At 43.4% G+C, this 13535-nt stretch carries 11 protein-coding genes; 6 read left to right on the forward strand and 5 right to left on the reverse strand.

Going from position 1 to position 13535, the window contains the following annotated elements:
* Positions 1-11: 11 nt before the first annotated feature.
* Positions 12-1481, forward strand: coding sequence for an acetyl-CoA carboxylase biotin carboxylase subunit (accC, locus tag J7I42_RS03740; protein ID WP_209137429.1), 1470 nt, complete (start codon positions 12-14; stop codon positions 1479-1481).
* Between the two features lie 78 nt (positions 1482-1559).
* Complete coding sequence (locus J7I42_RS03745; protein WP_209137430.1) at positions 1560-3107, forward strand: acyl-CoA carboxylase subunit beta; 1548 nt, start codon at positions 1560-1562, stop codon at positions 3105-3107.
* 579 nt (positions 3108-3686) lie between these two features.
* Here the strand turns inward: J7I42_RS03745 and J7I42_RS03750 are convergent.
* The 5 genes from J7I42_RS03750 to J7I42_RS03770 all read right to left on the reverse strand — a co-directional run bounded on the left by J7I42_RS03750 (position 3687) and on the right by J7I42_RS03770 (position 10142).
* A complete protein-coding gene (locus J7I42_RS03750) occupies positions 3687-4550 on the reverse strand; it encodes an ester cyclase (protein WP_209137431.1) in 864 nt (287 codons plus the stop codon).
* Positions 4551-4629: 79 nt separating this feature from the next.
* Positions 4630-7191 (reverse strand): BamA/TamA family outer membrane protein, encoded by a 2562-nt coding sequence (locus tag J7I42_RS03755; RefSeq protein WP_209137432.1) that lies wholly within the window; start codon positions 7189-7191, stop codon positions 4630-4632.
* Between the two features lie 93 nt (positions 7192-7284).
* Positions 7285-8469: a hypothetical protein gene (locus J7I42_RS03760; protein ID WP_209137433.1), complete on the reverse strand. Its 1185-nt coding sequence runs from the start codon at positions 8467-8469 to the stop codon at positions 7285-7287.
* Positions 8470-8482: 13 nt separating this feature from the next.
* Positions 8483-8875 carry a hypothetical protein gene (locus J7I42_RS03765; RefSeq protein WP_209137434.1) on the reverse strand — a complete coding sequence of 131 codons (393 nt, stop codon included), beginning with the start codon at positions 8873-8875 and terminating at the stop codon, positions 8483-8485.
* Between the two features lie 229 nt (positions 8876-9104).
* On the reverse strand, positions 9105-10142 hold the full coding sequence (locus J7I42_RS03770) for a helix-turn-helix transcriptional regulator (protein ID WP_209137435.1): 1038 nt from the start codon (positions 10140-10142) through the stop codon (positions 9105-9107).
* A 434-nt stretch (positions 10143-10576) separates the two neighbouring features.
* Between J7I42_RS03770 and J7I42_RS03775 the strand changes: the two genes are divergently transcribed.
* The 4 genes from J7I42_RS03775 to J7I42_RS03790 all read left to right on the forward strand — a co-directional run bounded on the left by J7I42_RS03775 (position 10577) and on the right by J7I42_RS03790 (position 13533).
* The gene (locus J7I42_RS03775; RefSeq protein WP_209137436.1) at positions 10577-10900 is read left to right on the forward strand and encodes a S24 family peptidase; all 324 of its coding nucleotides are present in this window, start codon (positions 10577-10579) and stop codon (positions 10898-10900) included.
* A 1-nt stretch (position 10901) separates the two neighbouring features.
* On the forward strand, positions 10902-11666 hold the full coding sequence (locus J7I42_RS03780) for a nucleotidyltransferase domain-containing protein (protein WP_209137437.1): 765 nt from the start codon (positions 10902-10904) through the stop codon (positions 11664-11666).
* Complete coding sequence (locus tag J7I42_RS03785; protein WP_209137438.1) at positions 11653-12711, forward strand: DNA polymerase beta superfamily protein; 1059 nt, start codon at positions 11653-11655, stop codon at positions 12709-12711. The genes J7I42_RS03780 and J7I42_RS03785 overlap by 14 nt, the downstream gene beginning before the upstream one ends.
* A gap of 144 nt (positions 12712-12855) precedes the next feature.
* On the forward strand, positions 12856-13533 hold the full coding sequence (locus J7I42_RS03790; protein WP_209137439.1) for a TIGR02117 family protein: 678 nt from the start codon (positions 12856-12858) through the stop codon (positions 13531-13533).
* Positions 13534-13535: the final 2 nt, after the last annotated feature.

The raw sequence follows: 13535 nt of genomic DNA on the forward strand, positions 1-13535 counted from the left end.
AACAAGGAACAATGCAAAAAATATTAGTGGCCAATCGCGGAGAAATTGCCTTACGCATTATGCGTACGCTGAACAGAATGGGTATTAAATCGGTAGCCGTTTATTCAGACGCCGACAGAAATGCGCCGCATGTATTATATGCCGATGAAGCCGTATGTCTGGGCCCGGCACCTTCGAGCCAGTCTTACCTGAATGGCGATACGATCATTGCTTTTGCCAAACAATTGGGCGTAGATGGCATTCACCCCGGCTATGGTTTTTTGAGCGAAAATGCCGCCTTTGCCAAAAAAGTAGAAGAAGCAGGCATCACATTCATAGGTCCTGGTCATGAAGCCATGCGCATTATGGGCTCCAAACTGGCGGCCAAAGAATGTGTAAAGCAATATAATATTCCCATGGTGCCGGGTATTGACAAAGCCATAGATGATATCGCGGTTGCCAAAAAGATCGCTGCAGAGATCGGTTATCCCATTCTTATTAAAGCATCCGCTGGTGGGGGTGGTAAGGGTATGCGCATAGCCGCCAGGGAAAGCGAACTGGCAGAACAAATGGAAAGGGCCACCAGCGAAGCCTTGTCTTCCTTTGGTGATGGATCGGTCTTTATTGAAAAATACGTCGCCTCGCCCCGACATATCGAAATACAGGTACTGGCCGATAATTATGGTAATACGGTCCATTTGTTTGAACGTGAATGCAGCATTCAACGGCGGCACCAGAAAGTGGTGGAGGAATCGCCCTCCTCCATATTAATTCCGGAAATACGACAAAAGATGGGCGCGGCAGCAGTGATGGTTGCCAAATCGTGCAATTATCGCAGCACGGGTACCGTTGAGTTCTTACTGGATGAACAGCTGAATTTTTATTTTCTGGAAATGAATACCCGGTTGCAGGTGGAGCACCCGGTCACCGAAATGATCACCGGTATTGATCTGGTTGAAGAACAAATAAATATTGCCCGGGGAGAAAAACTCCGGTTCAAACAAGAAGACATTACCATTAACGGACATGCCCTGGAGTTACGGGTATATGCAGAAGACCCTTTACATGAATTTCTACCTTCTACCGGTACGCTTACCAAATACAAACCGCCACAAGGCGAAGGCATTCGCGTTGATGACGGGTATACCGAAGGAATGGCCATACCCGTTTATTATGATCCCATGATAGCCAAATTGATCACGCATGGGCGCAATCGTACCGAAGCCATTCAAAAAATGAAAGCGGCCATTTCTAATTATACGATCGAGGGGGTACAAACTACCTTGCCCTTTGGATATTTTGTTTTGGAACATGAGGCCTTTTTAAGTGGCCGGTTCGACACGCAATTCGTTCAAAAATATTACACCCCCGAAAAACTGCTGGCCCAACAAAAAGACAAAGCAGAACTGGCCGCGCTGATAGCCCTGCATTACTGGCTTCAAAAACAAAAAGAGGTGAAGGCCGTTGAATCAACTCCTACCAATTGGACCAAACGGACCTGATAAAATTTAAATCCGCCAAAGGCGGAACGCTTAATGAATAGGCCCTTCGACTCCGCTCACGGCATTTAAAAAGACCTAATGATGAAAAAAAATAAATCAGACGTATTAAAACAAAAGATAGAGAAAGGAAAGCTCGGTGGTGGTACAAATAGAAATGAGGCACAACATAAAAAAGGAAAACTCACAGCGCGTGAACGGATCCTGTTGTTAATGGACCCTGGCTCATTTGAAGAAATAGGCGCCCTGGTATTACACCGCACCAAAGACTTTGGTATGGATAGCCAGCAGTATTATGGCGATGGAGTGATCACCGGTTATGGGACTATTAATGGCCGGTTGGCCTATGTGTTTGCGCAGGACTTTACTGTCTTTGGCGGCGCGTTATCTGAAACCCATGCCGAGAAAATTTGCAAGGTGATGGACCTGGCCATGAAGACCGGTGCGCCCATGATTGGGCTGAATGACTCTGGCGGTGCTCGTATACAGGAGGGCGTTCGGTCACTAGGTGGTTATGCCGATATCTTTTACCGAAATGTATTAGCCTCAGGGGTAATACCACAAATATCAGCCATTATGGGCCCTTGTGCCGGCGGGGCGGTATATTCACCTGCCATGACCGATTTTACCCTGATGGTAGAGAATACCAGTTATATGTTTGTAACGGGTCCCAACGTAGTAAAAACAGTGACCAATGAAGAAGTGAGCCCGGAAGAATTAGGCGGCGCTTCAGCCCATAGCACCAAATCGGGTGTTACCCATTTTACTGCGGCCAACGATATGGAATGTATTGCGGAGGTAAAGAAACTGTTGAGCTACCTTCCGCAAAACTGTGAAGACACCACGCCGAAGGTGTCTTATACATTGGGCGATGAAACCCGGCCAGCATTGGAAACTATCATTCCCGAAAGTAATAATCAACCATACGATATGCGGGAGGTAATAGCAGGTATTTGCGATGAAGCTTCCTTTTTTGAGGTACACCCTGACTATGCTACCAATATCGTGATCGGGTTTGCGCGACTGGCTGGCAGAAGTATTGGCATTGTGGCCAATCAACCTATCAGTCTGGCTGGTGTACTTGATATAGACAGTTCTAAAAAAGCAGCGCGGTTCACCCGCTTTTGCGACTGCTTTAATATTCCCTTACTGGTGTTGGTTGATGTGCCGGGCTTTTTACCGGGCACCGACCAGGAATGGCATGGCATTATTACCAATGGCGCCAAACTGTTGTATGCATTCAGCGAGGCAACGGTGCCACGGGTAACGGTGATCACCCGCAAAGCGTATGGTGGGGCGTATGATGTAATGAATTCAAAACATATTGGCGCCGATATCAACTATGCCTGGCCTACAGCTGAGATCGCTGTAATGGGCGCCAAAGGCGCCAGTGAGATCATTTTTAAGAAAGAGATCTCAGAAGCCCCCGACCCTGCCAAAAAACTGGCCGAGAAGGAAGCGGAGTATGCGGAAAAATTCGCCACACCTTATCTGGCAGCCGAAAGAGGTTTTGTGGATGAAGTGATTGAACCGAGATATACCCGTACAAAACTCATCAAAGCATTTGCAATGTTAGAGAACAAGGTGGCTACCCTGCCTAAAAAAAAACATGGGAATATCCCATTGTAGCCGTTAGGAAATATTATCCATTATCAAAGGTGCATTTGTCTGCATGATTATTATCAGTTCCGGTACTAACCAACATCAAGGTTCCACTGTGCGTTGGTTACTAAGTTTGCATTAGTAATTGAAGCGGGAAATACAATAACCCCGCAACAAATGCTAATCACAAAAATTAATTTGTACCGAAGATCCAATATATCACTATGAAGTAAACCTGAACTGCAATCAAAATAGAAAGGGGGTGATAATCGCGCCTGGATAGTATGCAGCCTTTGATGTAGCAACTCCACCCGAATTTCCCCACGGCGTACCAGGTCTCTGATCCGCCCGAGCATTTGCTGGTAGCTGCAGTGAACAGTTGCCTTATGACCGCCTTTCTTACAACTATTGCTAATTCAACTAAAGAAAGAATACTCTTTGCTCCTCCATTCTGCAATTATGGAAAGCGTGATTAAAGCATGAGGCTCATTACAATCCTGATGACTCCTCATATGTAAAAGCTGTCCGCCTAACGGCGGACAGCTTTATTTTTAAATTCTTTTCTCAGGACATTCGTTCCCCTTTAAAAGATTTAAAAACTACTCACTAATTCTGCTGCTGCGTATAAATACCGCGGTCCATTGTAATATTCAATCTTTTGAACATAGCAGGCGCATCAAACCCCTGCTTTTTATATTCTGCCTGCACCGCTTCTTTGGCATTGTTCAATGCCTCGCTGCTTTGCCACAAGGCTACTGTTACATACATTAAATTACCCTCATTATCTGTGTATTCATAAGCGGCATCTTCAATAAAGCCTGGCAGCTTTTCTATAAAGCTTCTGTTTATTGCCACCCGCTCCTTAAATTCTTTTATCGCAGCTGCCGGCACAACAAATTTGTCAATAAAGTTAACCTGGCCATTATGCGCTTTTTTATTATACAACACATTTACATCGGTAGGTAATACCTCTAATGACTGTAAAAAGCCTAAGCGGTCTGTCAGTACCTGAGCATTTATTACCTTGCCATTCTTTAATTCCAATACACCCTGCCCCTCATTGGTGATCGCTTTTCCGGAAGCAGGCAGTGCTAAAAATGGCGCACGTTGTGTCCCCTGCCATTTCCATCGTAGTACCACTTTATCACCTTCGGCAATAAGCTCCACAATGTGCCATTGAATATCGGGGAATGACTTTATAAGGGGTAGTACCGGATCAATAAAAGCTGCGCCGCCCTTTTTACCTTGCAGCCCCGTAAACTCGTCTGATACCAGGACTTTTGCCAGCTCATAATTCCTTTTATTTAAACCTTCCTCAAATAACTGCCTTACTACTTCTTTGTTTTGTTGCGTCGTATTCATAACTATCTCCTTTTTATTATTTTTTATATTAGATATTGCCTGTGCGTTGATGATCCCGGGGACCAGCAGCACGCTTAGCAGGTATACTTTGGGATGTAGCGATCTCATTGGTATTTGTTTCGCACAAAACTACCAACACCCAAAGGCGGAGAATTGTAAAAAATCATTGATTTTTGAAAAAGGAGATTTACAGGGTCCGGTTCCACCGTATCTGAACGAGCCTGATCTCTTCTGTAATACCGTAAGTAGCGGAGAAATTATACTTATAGAAAGGCACCAGTATAATACCGGGGCCATAGGAGATGTGCATTTTATTCGAGTGCTCACCAGGCATCCATACGCGGCCCTGGTCAAAGAAGGCAAAGAACCCGATCTTGCCATTCATAAAATAGGAACGGAAGTTTGTGATGTACCGCAATTCATTGCTGTTATAAAACGAAGTTTTACCCCAGAACCGTTCCCGCCGGTAACCACGCATTATACGCGGGCCACCTATGATCGCATGTTCATAGGCCTGACCGGTATTTAGCACATCATTGTTTACAATGGTCTCAGCGCCTGCCCGTATTGCCAGAGACACATGGTTCAGTAAAGGAACATATAACTGGGCATGCGCGTTGTATTGTTGATAAAACTCCTGTTGTTTGAAGTTTTTAGCATATACTGCATTAGCAAGGAATGTATATCCCGTCTCCGGCGCCACAGAATCCCTCAGGTGAACATACGCATAGGATAATTGCAACCCGGCATAAGGATTTGCCGAAAACAGTTCATGACTACTTGAAAACACTTTGGCCGGATAGCGCTCAGGATCGTTCTTGCCTGTAGTTTGCAGAAAATAACCGGTTACAGATACGGTACTTCTTCTTCCAATACCCCGGTTCAATCCAACGCCGGCATACCATTCTTCACTTCGCAGGCGGTAATAGTTGATGTTACTGGTAGTCTGTTTGGTCTCATTGCCTGTGCCATAAAAATTCGTCCAGCGTATAGCATCATAATCTGCCCGTAAAGCCAGGTTCCACTTACCCATTACCTGCGGATAAAAAGCCGACCAGTATGCACTGAGTGCCCCCTGGGAAATGGAATACCGTACCCCTACCGAGTGTTCCCAGGCGTATGGGTCCTGACGCCATTTATATTTTCTGTACCGGTAATTCAAGCCTACGAAGAAACGATCGGCATTATTATAAAAAGCCTCTGGTCTTATGCCTGCTTTATCATATCTGAACCATCTGTAATTCCAATTATTTACAGCTGTATCTGATGACAAATGCATCCGCGCTGAACTTGTTTGAAATACATTGCCGGTATCATCGTATACATGAATTTTATGACTCGATTGAACAATAGAATCCTTTCCCTCGCCGCCAATAATTCGGATGCTTATATTATTGCGGTCGTTTTTAACCATATACACATCTTCGCCCTTTATTCCAAACAACCGGATCTCCTTTGTTTCAGCAGGATTAAATATTCTATTATAATATGGGGTTGCTTCTTTTTGTCCTTTTTCATTTATTCGGAACACGGCTACCGACGTTTCATTATCACCAGCACCCGATACTTCAAAATACTCCCGCTGTTGGGTGCCGGTTATTTCTACTTCTTTTGCAATAAACAGGTAATTCTGTTTTGCCAGGGTGGGTAACTGGCCGCGACGTGTTTTTAATTTATCAATCAGCTCCTGTCCCCTTGTCGCAAATATTTCAGGCGGCAATTGCTTTACAGATTGTTCAATCACAGAATCAGTTAACGCCTTTTGCAATACCTCTGCCTCATATACCCAATCGGTAAGGGTGAGCCCATTGGAAAAAAAGCGGTCCAGGTACCTGGCTGACGTGTTCAATTTTTCAACCTTCTCTTCCTTGTAATCGAAATGCTGCATAAAGCTTAGGCTTGATGCTTTTATCACAAAGTTTATAAACACTCCATTGTGATAAAAGAACGCCTGGTCCCTGTCGCGGGGCACCGGTTTAAATTGTACTCCGGTTGTTGTAGCAGCCTCTCCCCAGCTCCAATTGCCTTCATGGCGATCCCAGTCGCCGATCAGCATATCAAAAAGCCGGGCCCTTACAAAAGCGTGCTGATCTACTGTATAAGTACTATTCAGTTGTAATTTTATTAATACTTCATCGGTACTACTAAAAGCCCTAAAGTTACCCAGGTTATCCGCCTCCCGCCAATCACCTTCCGGTTTTTGTTCCAGCAAATACAGATCATCTCCATATTTGGTTACAAATGTGTCCAATGCTTTTTGCTGGGGAAGAAATACAAGAACGGGCAGGGTGTGATAAATACCCGCATACTGCATCATATTACTTACGGCAAATGCACCGTATGGGTGAGACATAGAGACACCATCTCTGACAATATCATCCAGAAAGGTCCCTTCAACCTGTGGTGGTATTACCTCTTCGCGTGACTTGTTAATAGAACGCAATACATATTCCTTTCCCTCTTTTGTTCGCAGGCGCAATGATTTCGATTCATTGCCACCACCGGTTTTATAAGGAATTAAACCGCCAAAAGCCGTATCTAATTTTAAAACAGGAACGCGGATGGGAGTGATCCATTCAACACGATGATTTCGCCCCCATAACCATTGGTAAAATGAAGGCCGTTTATAGGCAGGTCCCGCAGCAACGCATTTATAAGTAGCCGTATCTGCAACGGGCGTTTGAGCTGTTGAATTAAGGGATATAAATAAAAGCCACAGCCACAAATATGGTATGACAGGGTTGCGCATATTTAACTTTAATATAAAATTGTGCCACGGGGTATAATAAAAAGAGACTCCCTGACAGATCGGGGAGCCTCTTTCGAATATAATTAGTACAATTTACAATAGCTGTTTGGCAGCACCTGCCAGTGCCCTGAAGTTGGCCCTTACATTTATAAAGCCGAGCAAATTCCCATTACGGGGATCGTACTTCACCTCAAATGGCACCCAGATGTCACTAAAGATCCTGACCCTGACAGTACCATTTACAAATATCCGGTCGCGATCATCACTCGCATATAAAGTACTTAAATTTCTATAGTAACCGCCGCTGAATTTTAATTCGAGATAACTCTTTTTGGTGGTCCGTGTTTTGAGCACCCAGTTTATACCAGGTTCAAAATTAAATATTGCCCGTTTCAGGTCCTGTCCGGCTTTTAAGGTATCATCAACCAGCTGTATTTGCGATTTAATATCCAATTCCAGGTCATTCTTTGTTTTATTAAACTTATTGATGCCTTTTAAAAATTCAGTATGAAACACCACGTTGGAAAATACAAACTGGTTTTTCAAGGTGGTATCTGTAACACCCACCGTCCACAAAGCATTATTATTGAAATTTTCCACCATATCCTTATACAGATTGTCGGCAAATTTCTTCATATTAAAATTCTTATTTTCCTTCAGCACATCAAACAATAATCTGGTGCTATCATTATTGGCGGCAGCCAGCAGCGCATCATGCAATGGCAGGCTCAATGCACCGAAATTTATTTTCCCAAAAGTAAAATTGATATACTCCCGCTGCAAACTATCGCTATTGGCCATGGTCTGGATCTTTGCGATGATATTGGCGTTAAGAGAATACAGTTGCTTTACCACCGTATCACGGATCACGGTATTCAAAAATGCTTTACTAACAGTCACATCCCGCTTATTAATAATAGCATACTTGATCCCGGATGAAAATCCGTTGAACTTAAAAGAGGTATCTAGTCTCAATGCGAACATGTAATTCAGGTTTCTAAGCGCAGTATACTTCTTATAAGAGGTATCAACCAATAAAGTAGTATCGAGTTTTGCCATTACGGCGAAAGGTGTGCCCGTAAATCTGATAGATTTATCCGGGTTTGACAACCGGTCGAATGCCAGTTGAAAAAAGCTGTTGAGTACGTCTTTATAATTCCCTGTAGCTAATGAATCCGCTCTTAGTATAGGATTGGGAGTTGGAGTTTGCTGCGCAAGTACCCGAGTGGTAATACAAAAAAATACTACCACTACAATACCCACAATTTTTCCAGTCATATTATCTTTTTGATTATTTTATTAAGAATCCTGAAATGATAAGTCCTTCATCAAAATGCAGTGGGCTCTCTGGGATGGTAGGTGTATTAACAGTAATATCGGCGGTTCCGGTACAAACGCCATTTACTGCAATGGAGTCCCGGCTTTGCACTTCTGAAAAATGAATTTTACCGCTGCTGCTTATGCTTTGCATATTGATCAATACTCCCTTTCTGAAAAGCAGGGCAGTGGCCTGACCTATACCTGCGCTAAACATAAATGTAACATCTACTGTAAGGGATCCATCAACACCTTCTGCAACCAGTGAGGCTGTTGTAAGAATTGGCGTGTTCATAGTAGTAGTTTTGGTGGTAGCTTCTGGCTGGGGCTCAGGCTTGCTTTTTGCCTTTTTTGCACTTTTAGCCATGGGATGCTTTTTGGTTGCATTAAAGCTACAAAACAGTGGCCTTGTGAGCGCTCCTAAATCAGCTTATTTTTGAAAGTTTTCTTCACATAACCACCTTCTCACCGTTAGTATATGAAGAGATCATTAAATAAAAAGAGCTGCCGGGGAGTTGTTGTTAACACAACCATTCCATGCAGCTCCTTTTGAAATAAAGAATACCCTATTAGTGGTATTTTTTACGAAGTACTTTCTATTCTTTAGTGTCTTCCTCCTTTTCTTCCTCATAAGCGCCCATTGCATTTTGCAACCGCTTTTTGATCTTCGATTTCAAGATGCGTGGTGCCAGCACCTTCATACATTCCCCAAAGCCCAGGATCTCGCGCTCCAACTCAAAATTCATCACCACATCAATGCGAATGACAATACCATTTTCATCTTTTTTCAGCAATTGCTGAGAGTGGTGCAATGGCTTGGTCAATACATAGGGGGCATTATAATTATTTACAAACAACACCACCTTGTTGGTCTTGTCGTTCTCGTTTTTGGTAACCCCTATCAGGTTATCAAAATAATGGTCGAAATCTATTCCCTCTTCCTCATAAAATGTCTCTTTAGAGAGCTCCTGGAACTCAATGATCCGGTCGAGCGCCATGGTAAGTAACACCTTCCGCTTTTTAGCCCGGCCAATCAGGAACCAGCGATTACGGTATTCTTTCAGCAAATAAGGATAACAAATAATATGTTGAGAAGCGGCCGCTTTAAATGATTTGTATTCTACCAGTAACGATCTTTTATTCAGGATAGCCTGGTACAGCGGATTGATATGTTCCAGCCCCTTGAGCAAGTGGTTGTTTTCAAATTGAATATAGTTGCGTCCCTGGTGCGTGGTACGGTATAGGTTATTCTCCAGGCGGGCGATCATATCGCTCATTTCATCGAAATAGGTAAAGCCGTTGAATTGTTTCAACACCCCTACGATCTCTTTCATTTTTTCTACATCGGCCTGGTTCACCGGGGCATTGGTGATGCTATATTCGGGGTCGCTATAAGAATAAAACTTTCTATCAACAACAATAATGGGGGCATTGTAACCCAGTTTGTCGCTGCGCATTATTTGAATATCGGCCTGAATGGTGCGTTTGCTAACGCCGGTGGTAATACCCTCCAGCTCATACAGCACATCGGCTACTTTTACGATCAGGTCTTCCAGGGTCCATTTACGATACCTGTTACGCAGGCAGTCATCAATGGTCTTGTAACGAATAAGGGCCAGTTTATTTACAGACATAGCATTGGTTGGGACGGTAAAAATAATAAGCAGGATCCTTATACGCAATACAACTGCGTAGTTCAGCCAAATTTTTCAGCCATAGGAATTATTTTCCCCGTTAATTCCATGTTAATCACACATTTAAATCCTGCCTGATAAAATATTTTATTCCTACGCACCTACGCTGCGCAGGGTGGTATGCATATTTGCTTTATCAAATTATTGACGCATTCCAAACGCCTCTGTAGCTTAAAAGGAAAAGCCTGCGGAAAAATTGGATCCGCAGCGTGTATGGATACTCCCGTAATATCTGCGCGAAATTATGGGTAGAATTTACAGTGCACCGAAAAGCCCTGTTGCCCAGTAGGGAAGCGTATTTACAGCCATGCAGCTCAGCAATGAGTATGTGAGTTCGAATCTCACCGGGGGAACATAGGTAATTATTTTAAAAGATGAATAAATATGAACGGCTTAAAACAGATCTGGAGGTAGCCGGAACCGGAAAATTAAAAGCGTTTGGCAACTCCATGTTGCCTATATTGAAAAATGGGAGTCTGTTGACTTTTGTAAAAGCGCCTGATTACAACATTGGCGATATTGTATTTTGTAAGGTAAAAGGCAGATACATCGATGCGCATAAAGTGGTGAAGAAAGATACCAATAAAGGCTTTTTGATCGCCAATAATCATGGCTTTGAAAATGGCTGGACTAAAACCATTTATGGCAAAGTAACAGTAGCGGAATACCAGGGCAGGACCATATATAAAATTGAATAATATGCAACAATTGATACTCGACAAACTGGCAACAGTAGAAAAAGAAAACGGGATCCGGATCCTGTATGCCTGTGAATCAGGCAGCCGGGGCTGGGAATTCCCTTCGCCGGACAGCGATTACGATGTGCGGTTCATATACGTGCGACCCTATAAATATTATCTGTCGGTAATGGATAGAGATTACGATCTCAACTTTGATATTACCGGCGACCTGGATATGTATGGATGGGACGTTCGAAAGGTATTGCAATTGATGCGAAAGTCGAACACCACGCCTTTTGAATGGTTACAATCACCCATCATATACCGGCAGGAACCGGGTTTCAGGACTGACCTGTGGACGCTCAGCCAAGCCTTTTTTGGCCAGGTTTCCAACATTCATCATTACCTTGGTATTGCCAGAGGCGCCATGGATACGATTGATAATGGCAACGAAATAAAGATCAAAAAACTGTTCTATGTGCTTCGTCCGCTGTTGGCCGCCAAATGGTGCCTTGAAAAACAAACCATTGCACCTATGACAATCGGGCCGTTGATGACATTGCTTCCCGACGCTATAAAAAAGCAGGTGAGTGAGCTGATCTCGCTTAAAGCCAATGCGCCGGAAGGTTTTGTAATACCCATCAGCAATGAACTGAAGTCATATATCGACACTGAATATGCCCGCATCAGCGAAGCAAGTACTCATTTAAAACGAAATCAGTTTACCGCCGATGAACTGGATGCGTTTTTTGTAAACACGATCACCAGGTATGACCATCAATGAGATAAAAGAGAAAGGACTGCTGCTTTTTGAATGCATCAGTGGCAGCAAAGCATATGGATTAAACACCGCTCAGTCCGACACAGACCTGAGGGGTGTTTACTATTTGCCCAAAGCACAGTTTTATGGACTGGAATACATTCCTCAAATAAGTAATGAGACCAGCGATGAGGTATATTACGAGCTGGGGCGTTTTGTTGAATTACTGATCCGTAACAACCCCAACATCCTGGAAGTACTGGCATCGCCTGAAGACTGTATCCTGTTTAATCATCCGATCATGAACAGGCTGTCTATGGAACTGTTCATGTCAAAACTGTGCAAGGAAACCTTTGCGGGTTATGCCCTTACTCAAATAAAAAAAGCAAGGGGTTACAAAAAGAAGATCGTAAACCCGGTTGCCCCGGTACGTAAGACGGTACTTGATTTTTGTTTCATCATGCAGGGGTATCAATCCATCCCCTTACAGGAATGGCTGACGAAGAACAATTATATACAGGAACATTGCGGGCTCACCAGCATCACCCACACAAAAGGACTGTACGCCCTGTTTTATGACGCCACCAACCAGCATCGGTACAGAGGCGTTATGAGCACAGACCTCGCTAATGAGGTTTCCCTGTCTTCTATCCCTAAAGGCGAAAAAGAAAGTGCTTATCTGTTTTTCAACCTGGAAAGCTATTCTTCTTACTGTAAGGAATACCGCGAGTACTGGGAATGGGTAGAAAAGCGCAATGAGACCCGGTACCAGGATAATTCAGAACACGGTAAGGGATACGACGCCAAAAATATGATGCACACCATCAGGCTGCTACAGGTGGCGGAAGAAATATTAAGAGAAGGAAAACTGAACGTAAAACGAGCTAACCGGGAGGAACTGTTATCCATAAAAACAGGTCAGTTTCAATACGATGACCTGCTGGTAATGGCCGATTCGCTGATGCAACGCATTGAAACGGCTTATGAAAATAGCCCGTTACCAGCCATGCCTGATAAAGAAAAAATTGAAAGCATATTAGTACAAATGCGGGAGGAATTATACGGGTAATCATGTAGCAATCATCCAAGGGATCTTTATACTTGATAACTATCTATTAAAACTATCCGCATTTCTACTACACATAAGAGTTATTTCTACAAAAAATAGGTTACTTTCATGCGGTTCCTGGAATTAAGTAAGATCAATAACCGCATGAGAAAGTTTTTAAAATACACAGGGTATACACTTTTATCCCTTATCCTGCTCCTTCTCCTGTATTTGGGTAGCGCCTGGGTGCTATCGCATTTAACGGTAAAAGCGGAGGCCAATACTGCCTACCAGGTCCCTATCTACGTTAAAACAAGCGCTGTTCATACTGATCTCATCCTTCCTGTTAAAACAGAACTGAAAGACTGGAGTCAAAGCATTCTGTATACGAATACCCGCACTGGTGATACCGCATTCAATTTTATTGCTTTTGGCTGGGGCGATAAAGGCTTTTACCTGGAAACGCCTACCTGGTCCGATCTGAAAGCAAGTACTGCCTTTAAAGCAGCCTTTTGGCTTAGCAGTTCTGCCGTACATACCAACTATCTTAGAAAAGTAAAGGAAAGCAAGACCTGTGTAAAAGTGGAACTCTCCAATGAACAATACCAACGACTAATAACCTTCATTCAAAAAAGCCTGCAAACAACTGTTACCGGTCAACCCATTGCTATATCAAGCGCCAAATCTTATGGCGATCATGATGCTTTTTACGAAGCAACTGGCAAATACAGTTTATTTCACACCTGTAATACCTGGGCTAACAATGCATTAAAATCCTGTGGCCAAAAGGCCTGCTGGTGGACGCCCTTCTCAAACGGGATTGAATACCAATATGAAAAATAGTT

Source organism: Niastella soli (genome assembly GCF_017742245.1).
In the GTDB taxonomy this organism is placed as follows: domain Bacteria; phylum Bacteroidota; class Bacteroidia; order Chitinophagales; family Chitinophagaceae; genus Niastella; species Niastella soli.

What these genes read in the sequence shown, in the direction of transcription:
- J7I42_RS03775 (WP_209137436.1), top strand. Translation starts at nt 10,577, where the DNA reads ATGAATAAATATGAACGGCTTAAAACAGATCTGGAGGTAGCCGGAACC.
- J7I42_RS03785 (WP_209137438.1), top strand. Translation starts at nt 11,653, where the DNA reads ATGACCATCAATGAGATAAAAGAGAAAGGACTGCTGCTTTTTGAATGC.
- J7I42_RS03750 (WP_209137431.1), bottom strand. Translation starts at nt 4,550, where the DNA reads ATGAGATCGCTACATCCCAAAGTATACCTGCTAAGCGTGCTGCTGGTC.
- J7I42_RS03765 (WP_209137434.1), bottom strand. Translation starts at nt 8,875, where the DNA reads ATGGCTAAAAGTGCAAAAAAGGCAAAAAGCAAGCCTGAGCCCCAGCCA.
- accC (WP_209137429.1), top strand. Translation starts at nt 12, where the DNA reads ATGCAAAAAATATTAGTGGCCAATCGCGGAGAAATTGCCTTACGCATT.
- J7I42_RS03770 (WP_209137435.1), bottom strand. Translation starts at nt 10,142, where the DNA reads ATGTCTGTAAATAAACTGGCCCTTATTCGTTACAAGACCATTGATGAC.
- J7I42_RS03745 (WP_209137430.1), top strand. Translation starts at nt 1,560, where the DNA reads ATGATGAAAAAAAATAAATCAGACGTATTAAAACAAAAGATAGAGAAA.
- J7I42_RS03760 (WP_209137433.1), bottom strand. Translation starts at nt 8,469, where the DNA reads ATGACTGGAAAAATTGTGGGTATTGTAGTGGTAGTATTTTTTTGTATT.
- J7I42_RS03790 (WP_209137439.1), top strand. Translation starts at nt 12,856, where the DNA reads ATGAGAAAGTTTTTAAAATACACAGGGTATACACTTTTATCCCTTATC.
- J7I42_RS03755 (WP_209137432.1), bottom strand. Translation starts at nt 7,191, where the DNA reads ATGCGCAACCCTGTCATACCATATTTGTGGCTGTGGCTTTTATTTATA.
- J7I42_RS03780 (WP_209137437.1), top strand. Translation starts at nt 10,902, where the DNA reads ATGCAACAATTGATACTCGACAAACTGGCAACAGTAGAAAAAGAAAAC.